Source organism: Bartonella sp. AA1HLJMS (genome assembly GCF_042197445.1).
In the GTDB taxonomy this organism is placed as follows: domain Bacteria; phylum Pseudomonadota; class Alphaproteobacteria; order Rhizobiales; family Rhizobiaceae; genus Bartonella.
Genome location: NZ_JBHIRW010000005.1, coordinates 19,214 through 38,363 on the forward strand (window position 1 = coordinate 19,214; position 19,150 = coordinate 38,363).

General features: G+C 34.6%; 16 protein-coding genes and 1 tRNA gene. 10 read left to right on the plus strand and 7 right to left on the minus strand.

Features of this window, described 5'->3' with window-relative positions:
• Positions 1 to 1,076: 1,076 nt before the first annotated feature.
• From ACFIQE_RS02760 to ACFIQE_RS02770, 3 genes are all read right to left on the minus strand, one after another.
• A complete protein-coding gene (locus ACFIQE_RS02760) occupies positions 1,077 to 1,328 on the minus strand; it encodes a GlsB/YeaQ/YmgE family stress response membrane protein (protein ID WP_375611967.1) in 252 nt (83 codons plus the stop codon).
• 857 nt (positions 1,329 to 2,185) lie between these two features.
• A complete protein-coding gene (locus ACFIQE_RS02765) occupies positions 2,186 to 3,877 on the minus strand; it encodes a Na/Pi cotransporter family protein (RefSeq protein ID WP_375621382.1) in 1,692 nt (563 codons plus the stop codon).
• Positions 3,878 to 3,946: 69 nt separating this feature from the next.
• A complete protein-coding gene (locus ACFIQE_RS02770) occupies positions 3,947 to 5,164 on the minus strand; it encodes a mechanosensitive ion channel family protein (protein ID WP_375621381.1) in 1,218 nt (405 codons plus the stop codon).
• Positions 5,165 to 5,298: 134 nt separating this feature from the next.
• On the opposite strand from ACFIQE_RS02770, the gene dnaG reads away from it, so the two are divergent.
• The 3 genes from dnaG (at position 5,299) to ACFIQE_RS02785 (ending at position 10,698) form a co-directional block, all read left to right on the plus strand.
• Positions 5,299 to 7,236 (plus strand): DNA primase, encoded by a 1,938-nt coding sequence (gene dnaG, locus ACFIQE_RS02775; protein ID WP_375702853.1) that lies wholly within the window; start codon positions 5,299 to 5,301, stop codon positions 7,234 to 7,236.
• Between the two features lie 373 nt (positions 7,237 to 7,609).
• Positions 7,610 to 9,625 (plus strand): RNA polymerase sigma factor RpoD, encoded by a 2,016-nt coding sequence (rpoD, locus tag ACFIQE_RS02780; RefSeq protein WP_375611971.1) that lies wholly within the window; start codon positions 7,610 to 7,612, stop codon positions 9,623 to 9,625.
• A gap of 611 nt (positions 9,626 to 10,236) precedes the next feature.
• Positions 10,237 to 10,698 carry a YcgN family cysteine cluster protein gene (locus ACFIQE_RS02785; protein WP_375621379.1) on the plus strand — a complete coding sequence of 154 codons (462 nt, stop codon included), beginning with the start codon at positions 10,237 to 10,239 and terminating at the stop codon, positions 10,696 to 10,698.
• Between the two features lie 29 nt (positions 10,699 to 10,727).
• On the opposite strand, the gene ACFIQE_RS02790 is transcribed toward ACFIQE_RS02785, so the two are convergent.
• A complete protein-coding gene (locus ACFIQE_RS02790) occupies positions 10,728 to 11,471 on the minus strand; it encodes an SIMPL domain-containing protein (protein ID WP_375621378.1) in 744 nt (247 codons plus the stop codon).
• Positions 11,472 to 11,641: 170 nt separating this feature from the next.
• On the opposite strand from ACFIQE_RS02790, the gene ACFIQE_RS02795 reads away from it, so the two are divergent.
• Positions 11,642 to 11,718 (plus strand) — tRNA-Ile (locus tag ACFIQE_RS02795).
• A gap of 1,697 nt (positions 11,719 to 13,415) precedes the next feature.
• Positions 13,416 to 13,598: a hypothetical protein gene (locus ACFIQE_RS02800; protein ID WP_375611974.1), complete on the plus strand. Its 183-nt coding sequence runs from the start codon at positions 13,416 to 13,418 to the stop codon at positions 13,596 to 13,598.
• Here the strand turns inward: ACFIQE_RS02800 and ACFIQE_RS02805 are convergent.
• A complete protein-coding gene (locus ACFIQE_RS02805) occupies positions 13,522 to 13,836 on the minus strand; it encodes a helix-turn-helix domain-containing protein (RefSeq protein ID WP_007347852.1) in 315 nt (104 codons plus the stop codon). The genes ACFIQE_RS02800 and ACFIQE_RS02805 overlap by 77 nt on opposite strands.
• Positions 13,837 to 14,446: 610 nt before the next feature.
• Between ACFIQE_RS02805 and ACFIQE_RS02810 the strand changes: the two genes are divergently transcribed.
• From ACFIQE_RS02810 to ACFIQE_RS02825, 4 genes are all read left to right on the plus strand, one after another.
• Positions 14,447 to 14,572, plus strand: a complete 126-nt coding sequence (locus ACFIQE_RS02810; RefSeq protein WP_375611975.1) for a hypothetical protein — start codon at positions 14,447 to 14,449, stop codon at positions 14,570 to 14,572.
• A gap of 15 nt (positions 14,573 to 14,587) precedes the next feature.
• Positions 14,588 to 14,842, plus strand: coding sequence for a hypothetical protein (locus ACFIQE_RS02815; RefSeq protein ID WP_375629965.1), 255 nt, complete (start codon positions 14,588 to 14,590; stop codon positions 14,840 to 14,842).
• Positions 14,843 to 15,147: 305 nt separating this feature from the next.
• On the plus strand, positions 15,148 to 15,459 hold the full coding sequence (locus ACFIQE_RS02820; RefSeq protein WP_375611977.1) for a hypothetical protein: 312 nt from the start codon (positions 15,148 to 15,150) through the stop codon (positions 15,457 to 15,459).
• Positions 15,460 to 15,511: 52 nt separating this feature from the next.
• A complete protein-coding gene (locus ACFIQE_RS02825) occupies positions 15,512 to 15,682 on the plus strand; it encodes a hypothetical protein (protein ID WP_375621377.1) in 171 nt (56 codons plus the stop codon).
• 530 nt (positions 15,683 to 16,212) lie between these two features.
• On the opposite strand, the gene ACFIQE_RS02830 is transcribed toward ACFIQE_RS02825, so the two are convergent.
• Entirely contained in the window at positions 16,213 to 16,392 is a 180-nt protein-coding gene (locus ACFIQE_RS02830) for a DUF1508 domain-containing protein (protein WP_142416545.1), read from the minus strand.
• A 388-nt stretch (positions 16,393 to 16,780) separates the two neighbouring features.
• Positions 16,781 to 17,320 carry a helix-turn-helix domain-containing protein gene (locus ACFIQE_RS02835; protein WP_375621376.1) on the minus strand — a complete coding sequence of 180 codons (540 nt, stop codon included), beginning with the start codon at positions 17,318 to 17,320 and terminating at the stop codon, positions 16,781 to 16,783.
• Between the two features lie 357 nt (positions 17,321 to 17,677).
• Between ACFIQE_RS02835 and ACFIQE_RS02840 the strand changes: the two genes are divergently transcribed.
• Entirely contained in the window at positions 17,678 to 18,730 is a 1,053-nt protein-coding gene (locus tag ACFIQE_RS02840) for a DUF475 domain-containing protein (protein ID WP_375621375.1), read from the plus strand.
• Positions 18,731 to 19,150 lie beyond the last annotated feature (420 nt).

Consider the following 19,150-nt stretch of genomic DNA (forward strand, 5'->3'; position numbering starts at 1 on the left):
AGCAGCAAGATTTTAACAGGAAGATATCAAAGGGAAAGTCGATTGCAAAGGTCTTTAAAAGAAGATATGCGGGAAGTATATATTATAGGATTATTTTCATTAAAAAAGCAAAATAAGGTATTATGTTTTATCCAAGGCGCTTTCACAATGCGTTACGGAAATTTCTTTATCGCATGAGAGCAATGGGAAAAATGTTTCGTGCTTTAAAATTCGTTTGTAACGCATATAAAGAAGAGCTAAAAATTCATCTATGCAAGATGATATAAAGAGGAAATTTTAAGAGGAACAAAACTTTATTTTATACTTTAGAAAGTGAAGAGATATTCAAATCTTTTGAATTGAGATGTAAAGGAGATCGTATTCTTTATAATAAAGAAGTTTATATTAATGCATATATTTTTGCAAACTCTAAAATATATTATATTATTAAAATTTTGAAATATTACATCACATAATGTTTATTAATTTTATAATAAATTTGCATTAATATTATTAATTTTTACTTATATATTTTTATTATTAAAAATAAATTTAAAAAAAACACATTATAATTTAATTTTTATATTTATTTTAGATACTATTTTCTTTCATAGATTAGAAAAAAATATTTATCATTTTATTCTTGCCGTCTCTCTTTATTTCTTAAGAATGTAAAAAAGCGCTTCGAGTTTTTCGGTAAAAAGGGTATTGTTGATAGAGTGTATAGGTGTTAAGCATTATACGGTAAAATCTTTAATCATCGTTAGTGATTTTTGTAACCTTATGAATTGTTATTACAGTGAGATATGCTGGATTTGCGCACGTGGTACAAAAATCAGTTCGTATTTTGTTAAAATAACGCAACATATCTCTCCTCTGATATGCGTAAGTTTATATAGGTATGAAATGGTGCGTTATAAAGTTCTTTACTGCATTTGGTTTTATAATACGGTGATGGTGTATGCCTAAAATCACAGCTTAAGCATCTCACCATCATATCAAAATTGGTAACAACAAGTTACAGGGGAATATTTTAAACTCTGCTCGTTGTTTCCTAGTTTTGTATTGAATCCCAAAAGGTGTAAAAAATAAATACTCTATGATCGAATTTTTTGTCCTATCCATATAAGAATACAGGCTCCTATAAAACCTGAAATAAGATAGCCAAGCCAACCAGCAAAACTTACACCTAAAAGACTAAAAAGAAAGCTTGCTAGCGCAGCGCCAATAATCCCTAAGATAATATTTAACAATATTCCTGTTTGGCTTTTCATAATATACTGTGCTGCCCAACCTGCAATCCCGCCGATAATAATAGCAGCAATCCAACCGATGTTTGCATTTTCCATGATACCCTCCTTTGCCTGAATTTAAATTGTAACTAGAGTAAACTTTGTAAAAATCAAGGTTTATTCCTTTTTTAACCAGTGGAAAGGATATTTCTTTTAGATATTTTACTTATTACTTTCCTTTATATAAAAATAACATTCACATTTATATCATAATAATACTTAATAAGTATAAATATACAACATATTTTAATTTATAAATAAATTAATTAATTGATAAATATGAATAAAAGAAGAAAATATTAGTAGAAATGTTCTAAGAACTCATAAAGTGTATTTATAAGCTTTTTAAATCTCTCTCTTAAATTAAAAAAACAATTGTGATTAAAGCAATAAGTAAAATGGATATTTAAAAGTTTGGAGCTTGCCAATTGATATCAATGATGTTTGAAATGAAAACTGTTTCGTTGATACGTTATAGCATGGCTGTATAGGTTGAACCTCTACCAATCTTGATATAAATGTTGCATTTTTGTGGGGTTTTGTATTTCTTATAGAGTATTTCTGTTTCGCTGCTACTGTGAAGCGGTTCCCTTTTTACAAGGCGGGTTTAGGTTGGAACTATCATACTCTTGACCTACTCTTTATGTGTTTAACAGTCTTGGCTTTGAGATGGTTAGGCATTTTTACATCTTTCTTCAAGAGTTCTATTCTACATGCTGCTTTGTTTGTAATGTGCAAGCAAATGACTTTGAGCAAATCATCATGAATAGATTTTAAATGAAAGAAACTTACGATGAAGAAAGCTCATTTAAATTGTCGAATAATAAGACATTATTGATTAGATCAATATCTTGACCATATTCAAAATTGAATAATCGATGTGATGTGTGTTTTATTCAAGTTATTTGAAAAGTTTAAGTTTTTTCTGCTTGTTCTTCAGCAGGGTTGCGTAGACGAGAACTTTGAAGAAGTCCCTGTTCTTCTAAAATGGGGTAGATCATTGAGGTCAAAAGAGAGTTGATTTGTTTAAGGTCGCGCACAGTGTCGAGATGAAGACTGGATGATTCTACATTTTTGAGATCCCCTTCACGCAGACGTTTAAAATGTTTTAAACTCATCTCTTTTTCTAAGTTTCGTAGCTGATCTTTTTTTTGTACCAATAGGTGTGCAGTGTGTGTATCACGTGAGACGAGAACGTTAAATGCTATATGCGCGTTGGCTAGTACAATGGCGTGGAAACGAAGGAGGTCATTCCAGCCCTCGCTGCTGAACTGTAAACCTTTTTGTTGTTTCTTTTTAACCAGCATCAACATATTATGAATAATGATATCCCCTGCTTGGTCTAATTTTATACAGGCGCCTAGAAGTTCTTGCGTTTGAAGAGCTTCTTCGTCAGATAATTTTTGTCCCGCTAATCGGGCAAGATAAAGTTTGATGGCGATATGTTTTTTGTCCAATATGGTGTTGAGTTGGTTGAGTTCACGAATAATATTGGGATCAGGCTTTTCATAAAGTCCCATAATTTTTTCTAGCATGATGTCTACAAGATCACAAATATGAATGACTTCACGCATGACATTCGAGAGGGCGAGAGTTGGGCGATCAAGAACACTGTCATCAAGAGCTGTTTGATCGGATAAATTGAGTGTTTTGTCGGCTTGCATTTTTTTTGCACTTATATTCACGATCTGAGTGGTTAATTTTAAAACCCATTTTGAAAGAGGTATTCCAGCAAGGAGAATGAAAACATTAAAAATGATATGGGCGTTGATCACTTGAGTAGGGGCGTTATTGCCAAGCCATGTGATGGGAGGGTGAAAGGAGAGAAATAAGATAAGTATAAGGATTGACCCTGCCCCACGCATGAGTAAATTTCCTAAGGGAACGAGGCGGGTATTAGGAGAGGCGTTGCGCGTTAAAAGTGGTGCTATAAGAGAAGAGCCAAAGTTGACACCAAGAACCATGACAACACAGAGTTGCGTATGGATAAGATCGTAGTTGGCAAAATTGACCAGCAAAATGATTCCTGCAATGGATGAATGTAAGAGGTAGGTTAAGCCAGCAGCCAACAAAAAAGTGGAAATAGGATCGGTTGAAAGATAACGAATGATGCTAGGTAAAATTTCGCTTTCACGTAAAGGTTCTGTCGCGGTACTTATCATCTCTAAAGATAAAATCAAAAGACCAATACCGATGACAATACGTCCTATTTGACGCCATTCACGTTTTTCTGTTGTCATGAAGATACAAGTGCCAATTAAAAGACACAAGGGTACAACAAGAGTGAGGTCATAGGTGAGAATTTTTACAACGATTGCTGATCCTAATTCTCCTCCACGTACAGCCATAAGTCCTGCTACTCCAGAGACAAAACCAGATTCAACGAAAGAGCCAACGAGGAGTGTTATTGCTGTAGAGCTTTGTAAAATCATTGCTGTAAAAAGCCCAAAACTTACGGCAAACAATGGTTTTGAAACGACGTGGCACATTTTATATTTAAGTCTGTCACCATAGGCGCGTTCAACTCCTGTGCGCACCATGCGTGTGGCCCAGAGAAGTAAAGAAATAGCGCCGGCAAGATGAAGGAGTACCAATGAACCATTCATGATACTTTATTCTTTCTTTGTTGTTGTGAATGTGGTTGCCTCAAATTAATAAATTGAAGTTTATTGTTTTTATTTCACTTTTGCTTTTAATACTTGATTAAAATCATAACCGCTTGGATTTTGAAAAACCTTTAGACCGAAACAGGGTAGAATGGAATAAAGGTGATCAAAGATATCACCTTGAATTTGTTCATAGTCGATCCAAACGGTGGTGTTCGTAAAGCAATAGATTTCTAAGGGTAAACCATTTTCTGTAGGAGGTAATTGTCGTGCCATATAGGTCATATTAGGGTTGATGTTTAGATGCTGTTGTAGATAAGCAAAAACATAAGCACGAAAAGTTCCAATGTTGGTTAAACGGCGCGTATTGGCTAAGACATCATGATTTTTATCTAATTGAGCGTTCCATTGTTCGATTTCTGCTACTTTTTGCGTGAAATAATTTTCTAATAAATTAAATCGGGAAAGATATTTTTGCTCTTCTTTTGTGAGAAAATGGATACTTGATTGATCAATAAAAAGGGAGCGTTTGATGCGTCTTCCACCCGATTCTTGCATTCCACGCCAATTTTTAAAAGGGTCGGTCACAAGTTTACGGATAGGAACTGAGGTGATGGTGTTGTCGAAATTTTGAACTTTAACAGTATGCAAGGCAATTTCAATAACATCACCATCGGCACCGAGATTGGGGATTTCAATCCAATCACCAACGCGAACCATATCAGTAGATGAAATTTGAATACCGGCAACGAGAGAGAGAAGCGTATCTTGAAAAATTAACATGAGAACCGCGGCCATTGCACCAAGACCAGAGAAGAGAATAAGAGGGGAGCGGTCAATCAATGTAGCGACCATTAAAATTGTTGCAACAGCAAAAAGTGCAATTTTAGCAATTTGAATATAACCTTTTATTGGTTTTAGTCGTGCTGTTGGTCGTTGTTCGTAAAGGATGTTAATGACATTGAGACAGGAAGAAATTGTCAGGACGACAAAGAAGATAATGAAGGCGTTGGCAACATTACTGATGACAGTGCTAAATGCATCGGGCAATGTTGAGATAAAATTAACACCAATTGAAAGAATAAAAGCTGAAATGATATCCGCTATGTATTGAATAGCATTATTAATATCGATCGTTGTATTTTGGGGGAGAAAAGAAGAGAGTTTTTTTGCTCCGTGAATAAGTAATTTTCGTCCTAGAAAGTTCACTAAAAGGGCAGCTATGGTAAGAATAACAAGCCAAGAAATAGCCTCTAACCAAGGATATTGAGCAATAAATTCGATCACTTTTTATTCTCCATTTCTAAAAATATATGCAGTTGAGGGTTTAAAATTTTACAACTGCTTAAGAGGAAGTATTGGAATTATGCTCTAAAGTCGTTAAATATGCAAAAAAGAATTTTCAAACTCTGTGAGAGATAATGCGTTTTCCGCCCGATTTCCTTAATGAACTGCGTACGAGACTCCCAATTTCAACAGTGATTGGTCAACGGGTGGATTTTGATCCTCGAAAAAGTAAGCCTTCACGGGGAGACTTTTGGTGTTGTTGTCCATTTCATGGTGAAAAAACGCCAAGTTTTCATTGTGATGATCATAAAGGGCGCTATTATTGTTTTGGTTGTGGTGTAAGTGGAGATATTTTTACCTTTTTGTGTGAGCTTGATGGATTGCACTTTTCAGAAAGTGTAGAGCGTTTGGCTGATTTTGCGGGAATGAAACTCCCTATTTTGGATTCACAAAGTCATAAACGTCAACTGGAAAAAGCTGACCTTTATGATGTGATGAAAATTGCCACAGATTTTTTTCAATATAATTTACGCGATAAAGGAGGTATACAAGCACGTCGTTATCTGGATGCACGTGGTGTTACACCAGAGCTTGTAGAGCGTTTCCGCATTGGTTTTGCACCGGTAAGGCGTACGGCTTTGAAAGAAGCTTTAGGTACACGGGGCATTTCAATAAAGCAAATGGAAGAATGTGGGCTTCTCTCAGTGCATGAGGAGAGCGCGGATTCTTATGACCGATTTAGAAATCGCATTATGTTTCCTATCGAAGATTTGCGTGGACGTGTGGTGGCTTTCGGAGGGCGTGCATTAGAGAAAGAGACACGAGCAAAATATCTCAATAGCCCTGAAACAGTGCTGTTTCATAAAGGAAATATACTTTATAACGCGGCAGCAGCTCGCAAAAATAGTCGCTTTGTTGGCGATGAAAAAATTCATTCACTCCTTGTTGTTGAGGGGTATATGGATGTCATTGCATTGACTAAAGCTGGTTTTGAAGGAGTTGTAGCACCCTTAGGGACAGCATTAACGGAAGCGCAAATTGAGCTTTTATGGCAGATGGGGAAGGAACCTATTTTGTGTTTTGATGGTGATGATGCTGGTTTAAAAGCTGCTTTTCGTGTTGCTGATCGTGTGTTGCCTCTTTTAAAGGCTGGGGTTTGTGTACGCTTTGTTTTGTTGCCACAAGGGAAAGATCCTGATGAAATTGTTTGTGCTGGTGGAGCTCAGCTTTTTTCTTCTTTTTTGCAAAAAGCTATTCCTTTGAGTGAGCTTTTATGGTGGCGTGCTACCTATGGAAAGCATTTTGAAATTCCAGAGGCACGAGCAGCGCTAGAAAAACAACTAAAACAACAAATTTTTACGATTAAGGATGAAGATGTCCGTCGTTATTATTTGCAAGATGTAAAAAAACGCCTTTTTGATTTTTTTCGTCCCTCTTTTTCAAAACAAAAGGGGGAAGGGCGATATGGTCAATCTTCACCAAATAGGACCTTTAAAGATCAAACCTTTTCTCTGTTAGCAAATTCTGAAATAGTACGAAATTCTTCGCAATCTATCCCTTTGCGTGAAGCAGTCATTTTACTCACTTTAGCTTACTATCCTGAGTTGTGGTATGAAAATTTTGAAATTCTTTCTGAGTTAGAATTAAAAAATACTCAATTGATAATTTTTCATCAAGCTATGTTGGAAATTCTTGGGGACCAACAGCTTCATGATAAAGAGACGATGGTTGCGTTCTTAGAAAAAAGAGGGCAAAAGGCTCTGTTAGAGCGTATGAAACATCTTGTGCAAAATATTGGTATGCGTATTATTCTTGGTGGAGCCCCTATAGAAGATGCGCGTGCTATATTAAAACAAGCTGTCTACTTGCATCTTCAAGAACACCACCTACATAAGAGGTTACAGGATATTGAAGAGCAACTTGTAGAAAATCCTAAGAGTGAGGTTTTTGATCTGCTTCGTGAGGTAAAAAATGAGCTGGAGCAGATGCAGGCAACAGAAGCGTTAATTGAAGGATTTGGAAGTTGGTTGGATGAAAAAATAGACGGGAATACACAAGATACGATAAAATGATTCGCTTTTTTAATGCGAATCAGTCACTTAAATTTTAGATGAGGAAGTTTATGTGGAGTGACATTTTTATAAAGATGACAATTAAATTTTAGGAAAAGCGGGTAAATTTTAGGAAAAGCGGGAAATTGGTTCTTACGATAGGGTGCAGAGATTATCTCAGAAGGGCTGAGAGGTGTCGGGGAAACTTCTGGAGTTTTCCCGCGTTTTTGTCTGGATGTCAAGTTTGTCTGGATGTCAGGGCGTATACAGAATGTATTCTTTCCAATGGTAATCTCTTAACAGGAAGTATATATGAGTAACTATTGGTAGATTTTAGTGAGAACAAAAAAACTGGTCACATGGAAACTGTGAAGTGATCGAGTGGAGTTATGGTATGGCAACAAAGGTTAAACAGAAAGATAATGCAGAAGTAACAAACCAAGCGAGTTTGGATAGTCCTCTTCTTGATTTTTCTGATGATGCCATCAAGAAAATGATTAAACTTGCCAAAAAAAATGGTTACGTAACAATGGATGAACTCAATGCAGTTCTTCCTTCTGACGAGGTTACATCCGAACAAATTGAAGATATCTTGGCGATGTTCTCTGAGATGGGGGTTAATGTTGTGGATGATGAGGATGAAGTCGAGTCTGAAAATTATGAAGAAGAAGTTACGGTAGAGGGGGGTGATTTAGTAGAAGCCTCTAGCCACGCAATTGCAACGACAACGAATAAACGCGAAGTAACAGATCGTACGGATGATCCGGTGCGTATGTATTTGCGTGAGATGGGAGCTGTTGAGCTTCTTTCGCGGGAAGGCGAAATTGCCATTGCTAAGCGTATTGAAGCAGGGCGTGAGACAATGATTGCAGGACTTTGTGAGAGTCCTTTGACTTTTCAGGCTCTTATTATCTGGCGTGACGAGTTAAAAGAGCAGCGTATTCTTCTTCGTGAAATTATTGATCTTGAAACGACTTATGCTGGTCCAGAAGCAAAGCAGGCTCCTGTTATTGAGCGAAGTGAAGTTGATAAGACCGTAGAAGAAAAAATGTCTTCTGGTATACGTAATATGGGGGAGAGCGCAGGAGAGAGAAACATTGAAGACGATGATGAAGAGGACGAGGACGATGTTAACTTATCGCTTGCTGCAATGGAAAATGAACTTTGTCCTCAAGTTATGGAAACATTGGATTTTATTGCTCAAACCTATGTAAAATTACGAAAATTACAAGATCAGCATGTTGAAAGCAGTTTGGCAGAGCGTAAAGAGGGGGCCCTTACATCTTCTCAGAAGAAGAAATATATTCAATTAAAGGGTGAGTTGATTCAAGCAGTAAAATCTCTTTCTTTAAACCAAAATCGTATCGAAGCTTTGGTTGAACAGCTTTATGACATTAATAAGAGATTGATTCATAATGAAGGTAAGCTGAAACGGATTGCCAATAGCTATGGCATTGGCCATGAGGATTTTTTAAAAGAATACCAAGGGCGTGAATTGGACGCAGATTGGATGAATTATATTGCTGCTTTGCCTACACCTGGTTGGAAAGAGTTTTCGGTGCGTGAAGCAAAAGAAATCCAAAAACTGCGAAGTGAGATACAAAATCTTGCGCAAGAAACGGCTATTTCGATTGGTGAATTTCGTCGGATTGTTATGCAGGTGCAGAAAGGTGAACGCGAATCAACAATTGCAAAAAAAGAGATGGTAGAATCTAATTTGCGTCTTGTCATTTCAATTGCAAAAAAATACACTAATCGTGGTTTGCAGTTTCTTGATCTTATTCAAGAGGGTAATATCGGTTTGATGAAGGCTGTGGATAAGTTTGAATATCGGCGCGGCTACAAATTTTCAACTTATGCAACATGGTGGATTCGTCAAGCTATTACACGTTCAATTGCTGATCAGGCACGTACAATTCGTATTCCTGTTCATATGATTGAAACAATTAATAAAATCGTTCGTACCTCGCGTCAGATTCTCCATGAAATTGGACGAGAACCAACACCAGAAGAATTATCTAGCAAGCTTTCTATGCCGTTAGAAAAAGTACGAAAAGTTCTTAAAATTGCAAAAGAACCTATTTCTCTCGAAACGCCTGTTGGTGATGAAGATGATTCCCATTTGGGTGATTTTATTGAGGATAGGAATGCGTTATTACCAATTGATGCAGCTATCCAAGCTAATCTGCGAGATACGACAACACGCGTTCTTGCTTCATTAACACCACGAGAAGAACGTGTTTTGCGGATGCGTTTTGGAATAGGGATGAATACCGATCACACATTGGAAGAAGTGGGACAGCAGTTCTCAGTTACAAGAGAGCGTATTCGTCAAATTGAAGCAAAGGCACTTCGTAAATTAAAACATCCTAGCCGTTCACGAAAATTGCGCAGTTTTCTCGATTCTTAAATAAAAGAATTCGTGTGCATTTTAATAACTCCCTCTTTCTTCCTAATGAAGGGGGGAGGTGCTTCATGTTGTACTTGGATGCTTTCTTGAGAAAAACATAGGAAGAATTTGAACAATCTAGAAAGTTTTCGATGTTTAATGTTTTTCTTAGTTTTGGGGCTTTATACTTCTCTGTCTCAAAAGAATAGATATAGGGCAAAGGGTGGTTATGGAGTAGAGAGTAGGGGGGCTTTCAAGAAATGAACGATAAAAACATTACCTTGCGTATAGCGCGGCTCGTTTTTAAGAAATGAGATCTATTAGGAATAAACTTATATTGCAACATACGGACTTTTTGATGAAAAATGTATATTCTTTGCGGAATTTTTCTATCATTTTAGGTGACGCATTTTATTCTTCGTTAAGTTTACAAAGAGATGTTTCAATAGGTTATGTTCATTTATATGCGCTATTTTTGAATATTCTCTTTTTATTCAGATAGCTTTTAAGAACATGGTTTAAAGTATACATTAAGTTGAATCTTTTTAAGAGACAGAAATAGATAAAATTATAGAAATTAAACGTTTCATTTTTTATAGATCGTCTTAATTAAAAAAGGTGTGTCTGAGTTTATGAGTGGAGAACTTCCCTTTTGGAAAGTAAAAAAATTAGAAGAGATTTCCATTTCTGAGTGGGAGAGCCTTTGTGATGGCTGTGGCTGTTGTTGTCTCCATAAAGTTGAGGACGATGATACGGGTGACCTTTATGCAACCAGTATTGCTTGTCGTCTTTTAGATGGGGAAACCTGCAGGTGTCGAGATTATGCTCATCGTAAATCAATTGTACCAGATTGTATATCGCTAGATATTACGACAGTTAAAACAGTGCGTTGGCTCCCAGAAAGTTGTGCTTATAGATTAATTTATGAGGGAAAAGATCTTCATTGGTGGCATCCATTGGTATCAGGGGATTGTCAGACGGTACATACAGCGCATATTTCTGCACGCGGACAAATAGAGATTTACGAAGACGAATTATTATCTGAGGAAGATTATCTTTATCACATTACTGGTCTTCTACGTGAAGGCCAGTAATATGATTTTTTATACAACTTGTTTGTGACTTAATCGATCGCAAAGACTACAGTGACGCTCACGTTATAATTTAATTCACCACCTGCAAAATTTGTATTTGCGTAGCTTACATCTGCTGCTCTACTCATGAGACGTGGTGTTGGGTGATAGTAATCATCCTTTTCATTGATTTCAATAATTTTTCCTAATTTTAAATCGGCTGCTTGCGCTATCGTTTGCGCTTTTTCAATGGCTTCAGTAATGGCTTTTTTACGTGCTGCTTGATAAAATGGCTTTGTATCTGCGTTGGTAAAAGTAATGCCGTTAACTGAATTAACACCTAGTGTCATCGCTTGATCAAAGATTTTACCAGCATTGGTAAGATCACGAATGCGCACGGTTAAAGAATTTGAAACATGATAGAGTTTTTCATTATTCTTTTTTTCGTGGTGTTTATCAGAGGTCGACTGATAAATGGATAAGCCTGATGTTTGCAAATCATTTGCTTGGATGCCATTGTTTTTAAAAGCGTTTATAATATCATTGATGGATTGATTATTGGAAGCTAATGCCTTTTGGGCAGTTTTGTCATAGGTAACAACGGCTAGATTAATAATGGCCATATCCGGTGTTGCTTGACTTTCTCCGATTGCTGTCACTGTAATCGTTGCATTTTTCATTTTATTTTCTTCAGCATAAGCACGTACAGTCAACGATGTGGCTAAGAGTGTAAATGCTAATATAACTGTTTTAACCCGAGAACTCTTCAGTGGTTGAATTTTCTTTTCTATCATATCTATACCTTTATATTTGTCAGTTAATTATTCTCTCATTTTTAAGAGTTTTTGTAAAGAAATTAGAGCACTGAAAAAAAAACCAATAGAAAAGAGAAAAAGATGGGTTATAATCTTTGTCAGCTCTTGTATCATAGGGCATTTTAGTTTAGAGAGAAACAACCTATTTAGGGCCTGTAGCTCAATTGGTTAGAGCCAGCGGCTCATAACCGCTTGGTTGGGGGTTCGAGTCCCTCCGGGCCCACCAATAGGGAAATGTACAATAGAAAAATGGATCGCTTATATAAAAGTTTTGAGATTCTACCTTTTTCGTTTTTTATTTATTTTCCTGTTTGTGTTAGAAGCTTTTGGTCGTTGTTTGTTGCAGTTTTTTCTCTCAGTCGCTTTAATATGATGGTATGTTTTCTTAGTCTCATCAAAGAAGTTCTCTCATTTGCAACCTTTTAGCATTTGGATTAACTGATATGGGTCGCTATTTACTTTCTTAATTCATATACTGTTTTGTACTTTTTCTATATGGTGTTCTTCATAAAATAGAAGGCTAAAAGCTTCATTGGATAAGTTTATTTATACTTGTTCTGCAAATAAACAGACCTCAATAAAACCAATTTTAAAGATTGTACCTTTTCAGAACAAATGGCTCAAAAAACATTTAGTGTAAATTTGCTTTTTTCTAAGTGATGTTAATGTCTTTTAGACGTTCGAATAGCATCATTGTGATGAAAGGTTAGTGTATAAGAGAATGTGATCTATGGGCATTCATATGTATCATGGGGGCAACGATGATAACATTTGTTGATATTTTCTTTTTCTCAAGAAAGGAATTCTATTTAATATTTTGAGAAATATTGTTCATAGTGACGGTGGCGTGTTTTCTGAAAAGAATTTTATTAATTGTTCTTTGAAAAGTCAATTGAGTGATTGTTTCTATCGCTTTGCATCATCCAGATTCTATTGTAATAAGCATTTTATTATTCTGTAAGAAATGTTTTCTATGATATTGGAAAATTTGTTAAAATGCCATTTTCTGTTTTTGTGTATTTTTTGCTTAATGTTTAAATTATAGAGTTTTCATGTGATCCGAATTATTATTGAAGAGCAGATGTCTTTTTTGATTTTACTCTGATAAGGAATTGGCAATATTGCGGTAACCCTAGCACTTTTTTGTATTGCTAACATTTTTCTCGTATTGATCGTATAGAGAGTTTTATCTTTATTATGAGTTTTTTCTCTTATGAAAAATTATTGGCAGGGAGGGTGTTTTTTTGGAAAAGTATACTTCTTCTTCAAAGTCATACTTTGAAAATATAATTCTTCATTTGCATAAGGGGATTTCTCTCTTGTTGTAAATCTGTATAAAATTTACGTACAAAGATTGTGCGTGATGATTCGTTTTATTTTTTAATAGTATCATTTTTGCTTATGATAGAGACTTATATTAGTATTTACAAGGTGCGTTTAGAGGAGAGGTTACCTGTAAATGTGTTACAGAGTTTTAGGTAGTGTGGCTCTGTTTATAAGAATTTATTCCTATAACATTGTTATATTCTTGCTTTGCAATATTGTTAAAAAAACATAGATGGTGCTATGTAGAATAAATTGTGATGTATTTTTTTCAAAAAAGCTTTTTCGTGTTCTCTTATATAGAGTTCAGGAGTGTCTTCAGGGATATTTTCACATTAGTTTTTATTGGTCCGAATCGCAAGATCTGCGTAACATTATTCGCGTTTTTGATAGATTATACCAATTTTCATAAGAAGGTCTGGATCGTGTGATGCTTTCTGTTTCACTATGGTACATGACTAATAGAACTTCATCTGATTTTGTAAAATAAGTTTGTACACAATTGCTTCCATACTGCCTATTGCAAATATTTTTTTCTAAGGTATGAGATATATTTTGAACGCTTTAGCGTTATATAGTGTGACTACATGGAGTATGACTATGAAGAATGATAAAAAATTTGAAACAACTTTATCTGATATTATTGTGAAATGGGAGTCTTTATCGACGTCTCAAAAGCAAGCGATATTGGATAAAGTAGAAAATGCTACAGATTCTGCTCATTCAACAGAACATTTAAGGCTTCAATCTTCTTTTTATCTCCAGACGAAATCAAAGTTATGAGTTTTAAGTCTTCATCGGAGATGTTGAAACCAGTTATTACATATATGGCACTAGCATTTCCCAGTGTATTCAAAATAGCCATGAGTTTATCTACAGAAGGTCTCTTGCCTCCATTTATCATTTGTTGGACGTAATTTTGTCCACAGCCTGCAGCTCTGCTTATTTCAATCATTGTTCGTCCGTCACTTTTTATCAATTCAACTAAGCGTTGGAACCAATCTTTTTCAGTCTTTGTCATTTTTAGACCTTTACATATTTACGCTATAGCGTTAATATTGCGTTGCGAATCCAGAATATATGATACAAGGAGCGTGAAAATATCCATGTGTAGCTCTTCGCTAAGGAAGCATATAGAGTTGTTTTTAACTAATAACAAAATGTCCCCATACACTTTCAGATTCGAATCAATAAAAATGGTTGCTTAGTTCCACGGTTGTGAAAAAGTAAATGTGTATACCAGAAAGGGCGATACACACTCGTATGTTTATGAGATTTCACTATGATAGTATACGTAGCAGCATTATAAATCAAGATATACCCCAACATCAGAATTTGTAAAAAAAATTCTGCGTTGAGGTAGTGTGTGAATATAACGAAGCTTTAGAGCCTTAAGAGATAGGATAATGGCTGTAGAAAAAATGTAAATTGCATAGACAAAGAATACTGATTTCTTCTTTATTGTAATAAATTAGATCACTATCAGATGGTATATCGTATATATGCGTAAAAAAAATGGGAAATATCAAAAAAGTGATCTTGGATATTTTATTAAACAGGAAGGTAATCTGATCCACAAAGGTGGTTGTTTGGTAGAATTGTACATTCGATCAATGCCCTTATGGGGATGAATGTGTTTTTATGATGCTGCGGTTTATAATGAAGTCTGTGTTTATAATGATGTTGTTATTGATAACAATGCATTAACATATGGTTGTTTAGTGGTTCGTAAGAGTTCGCATGTTTATGAAAAATAAGAACTTTATCGTTATTTGAATATGAGTGGAGATGCATATGTTTATGCTAATGCGGTCTTTTTTGATCAAGTTTTGAATGCTCAATGTATTGAATTTTGTGGTGATACTCGTGATTTTAGAAAGGCTCGAGTTTATAATGATGCTTTAGTTTGTGGTGATGTAAAGATTTGTGGGAAGGCAAAATTTTACAGAAATGCTGTGCTTTGTGACACTGAAGATTTTTGTAATAATGAAAAACTTTTATATATAGCCGCATTCCACATGGCGTAAAAAGGAAGATAGGAACGATTTGGGCAAGGCTTGTATGATTGGATTGCGTCGTTAGTTTTATTTGACGTTCCTTATTTTTTGTATTTTGTGTCAATAAATATGTCGCAAATAATTGGTGTGAGTGTAGATTTAGCCGCTTTCAGAGATTTGTTTGCGTCATTTATCAATGCTTTAATGGAGAAAATAAGAACGCCGAGAGTGATTGTTCACACTTGGAACATGCGATTTATTGCATTCTTTTTTTGATTGAGGATGAAACAAATTGGTCAAGATGATCACTTGAGCGACAATTAAGGGAGATCCAAATGAGTGTAAACGAAATTTTATTGGGAGCAATGATTGTTGTTTTGTTGTGCAGCGGGGTTATATTTCGATTTTCTTTATATTATCGCAGTCAAGTGAAAATTTTAAAAGAGGAATCTAGAAGAATAAAGCATGAGTTTTTAAGAGATACTATGAAGATGACTGAAGAACGAGATAGGGCTATTAGAGAGCAAAGTATGGTGATTAAAAGACGCGACCAAGCAATTGAAAAACTGAAAAAACAAATTAAGCAATATGAAAAAAATGAAAAGAAATATAAAAAAATGCTTAAATCTGAAGATGATAAAGAGTGATTGTATTCATATTTTGCATTAAAGGGTTTGGAAATGTGTTAGGAAGATTGGAATGACGAGAGAGATAAACTTTAATGAAGCCAATTATGGTGCTGATGGAGAGATTGTATTGGAAGAGAATATTCAAGTTTACTCTGATTTTATGACAACATTTAAGTTTATAAGACAGAGCGTCGTTGATCATAAAATAAGAGTTTATGATGATAAACCAGTTTATAGGTAGGCTAGTTATTAAAAAGCGCGTCTATACAATCCAGCAATTTTATATTATTGCTGGAAACAGTTTTGCACGTTCTTTTTAGATGTAAGGTATAAATGCTACGATAGTTTCAGCTAATAGGTATAAAAAATTGCATGATAATAGAAAGAAAGAGATATTTGCTTTTTATGAAGATGAAATGGGTAAGTCAGTTATGATTATCAGATACAGAAGAGGAATATGAACGTAAAAGATATTAATATCTTGTAGAGTAAATATATTTCTCATTGATGATTTATCTTCTCTTCATGTGCGTTTATTTTTTATGAAAAATACAAAACTTAAGAGATTTTCTTTTTGATAAAGGCTATAGAGATTTGAGTATGATTGAAAATAAACATATAATCTGTAAGAATATGAATGTTCTTTGTGAGTGTCAGAAATAATACAAAAACTTCCTCTCATTGAGGGCAAATCAATCACTTTTCATTTGTCACAAAAGTAACTACCATACCATTATACAAAATAAACGCTTGTTTTAATGGTAAAGAATGTTAGGACTGTAGTTCTCTAATAAGAGCCTTATGTGTAATTTCTTTTATTTGCTCAATATTGATTAGGATATCTTGTTTTGTTGGATAACCTTTACTAGAAAAAGCAATTTTTTGTGCATCTCCTGAGATTAAACGCCAGTACCATTGATTGTGAACTCCTTGAAACACCTCAAAATACATGCTTCCCACCTCATAAAATAGCTGATAATTTTCAGGATAAATATTTAACTAATCCACTTGTAAACATTAATGTATGTCTCTCTAGGAAGTCGTCAATATATTCCCCTTAAATTTTCTGACCTTAAAAAATAATTTCTATGAGAGCTATTATTCTTTTAACAAGAAAAAAAATATTGTCAATAAGACATGAATGAGAATTTTATACTATAAAATTATTTTTTTTAATTTAAAGACACTATACTTTCATTTACAATGCAAATATTTTTCTGTCGTTACAGAAATAAAGTCTATAAATTATATAAAACTTCACCAGCATGGATAAAGTAAAAAATACTTTTTTCCATACTGGTGTTTAATCATTTCTTGCTTTTTCTTTTGAAATAGACGTTTATTGATTAGCTATAACCTCTTTTTGGGATACGCTTCGAATGAGTAAATCAATGAATAAGCTAAGGGTATAAGAATTGGCCATTTTAGCTTTCATATCGATAAGAGAGGTTGTAGTTTTAGGGTTAAAACCATTTGATAAACCTTGTCTTGACAAATATTGCTGCAATTTTTCATAAGAACTGTCGATTTTTTCTTGATTTAGTTTTTCGCTACGATCACTATCGGCAAGTGTTTCTTCCAGTCCTTCGATTTTTTTAATAAAATAATTCCAGTCAAAATCACCTTTTGTATATTCGGTGTCAAACATTTTTCCTTGTCCAGTTAAAAGCCAATTAATATTGACACCATATAACGTGCGGTATGTTTGTAAGACACTAAGATTGGGTTCTCTCTCTCCACGCTCATAAAAAGCAATGGAATTTTTTGTCATGCTAAAACTTTTAGCTAAGGTTTCACGTGATGGATCGCCTAAAGCAAGACGTACATAACGTAAACGTTTTCCAAATATGGTTTTTGATTCAGTTTCAGGACGTGCCACGAATTATCTCCCTCGGTAAATCATCATGGTATAAATCATTAAATAATAAAAGCACACTATGTATTAATATTCTATGATATAATGTCAATATTATAGCTTTAATTTCTTGTTTTTTTTTATTTGTGTAGATAGAAAGCAATCTTGCACTTATTGTATTGACAATTGATATTCACTTCAAAACAAAATTCCTTGTTGCTACATTTGTCTCTTGCTTTTTTTGAGAGAATTTTCATGTAACTTTACCATATATATTCTATACACCTCTGCATTAATAGATGCAACTTTAAAGAGATGCAAACTTTGGATTGGTACTGGGTGTGCTTAGATGAAGTAGAAAATAAACTTTGAGGAATGATCATGGCCCTATTACGCTATTTTGGGTTTGCTTTTTTTTTCACGATTATTGGTGTCTTTTTAGGAGGGGTTATTGGTTGGTTTGAAACGGAAAGTATTACTGGTTTTCTTAAATATTTTTTTATTTGCTTTGTTTTAGGAATTTTGGAAATTTCTTTATCTTTTGATAATTCTATTATCAATGCGCGTGTTCTTAGTAGAATGAGTCCATTGTGGCGTCGTCGTTTTCTTATATGGGGCATTTTGATAGCTGTATTTGGGATGAGAATTGTTTTTCCATTATTGGTGGTTGTCGTTGCTGTTGGGATTAATCCAATTGCGGCAGTCAAATTAGCGATATGGGAACCACATCGATATGCTGAAGTTTTAACCGATGCGCATATGGGGATTGCTGCTTTTGGAGGAACTTTCCTTATGATGGTTGGCTTAAAATATTTTTTTGATTCTGAAAAAGAAGTGCATTGGCTTAATATTATAGAGAGACCTGCTCAAAAGTTTGGGGCGCTTGTTGGAATTGATATTGCAATTGTTTTGATTTTGATCTTATTTGTTTCAGCTCAGATTGATGCAGAAAATAAAATAACTTTTTTATTGGCAGCACTTTATGGACTTTTGACCTTTATCGGTGTTGAAGTTGTCGGTCATCTCTTGGATACTCCTCAAAAGACTTTAACAACAGTAGCTCACGGGGGAGTAGGGGCGTTTCTTTATTTAGAAGTTCTTGATGCTAGTTTTTCTTTCGATGGCGTGGTTGGTGCTTTTGCCTTTTCACACAACCTTTTTATTATTGCGATAGGTCTTGGTATCGGAGCATTTTACGTTCGTTCTATGACAATTATGTTGGTTGAATCAGGAACATTATTGCATTATCGTTATTTAGAGCATGGTGCTTTTTATGCAATTCTAGTTCTTGCAGTGATTATGTATCTGCAAACGATTATATCGGTTCCTGAAGTTTTAACAGGACTTGTGGGAGTCTGTATTATTGGAATGGCATTATATTCTTCGATTCGTTTTAAGCATCGTCAATTAGATAAACATGTTGTATCTAAGTAATGGAGATTTCTTCCTTTTTCACACTTTTGTTTATCGCATATCTTTGAATAGAAAGAGGTCTTTTATGCAAAATAAAATACTATTTTATTGCTTATTTGTGTTTTTTTAAAGTTGAGTTCATTGCATGATACTACCCATGAAGCCAATAATGTACAATCTCTAGGATACTTTTTGACCTAAATATAAGATAGAAAGCTGATGTTATACTTTTTACCAGCTTTCAATATTATGACAAGCTCTTGCATTTAATGGGTCATAAGAAGCATTCTTACTGTTTTTTTGAATGATTTATTCATACATTGATTCTCTTTGTAACGTGTAAAAGAATGTTTTTGAAACAGGTTTGAAATGAGAGAATTTACGATATTCTGGACTCTTACTTAAATATGTGCAAAATGATTTATCCTTTATAAATCAGTG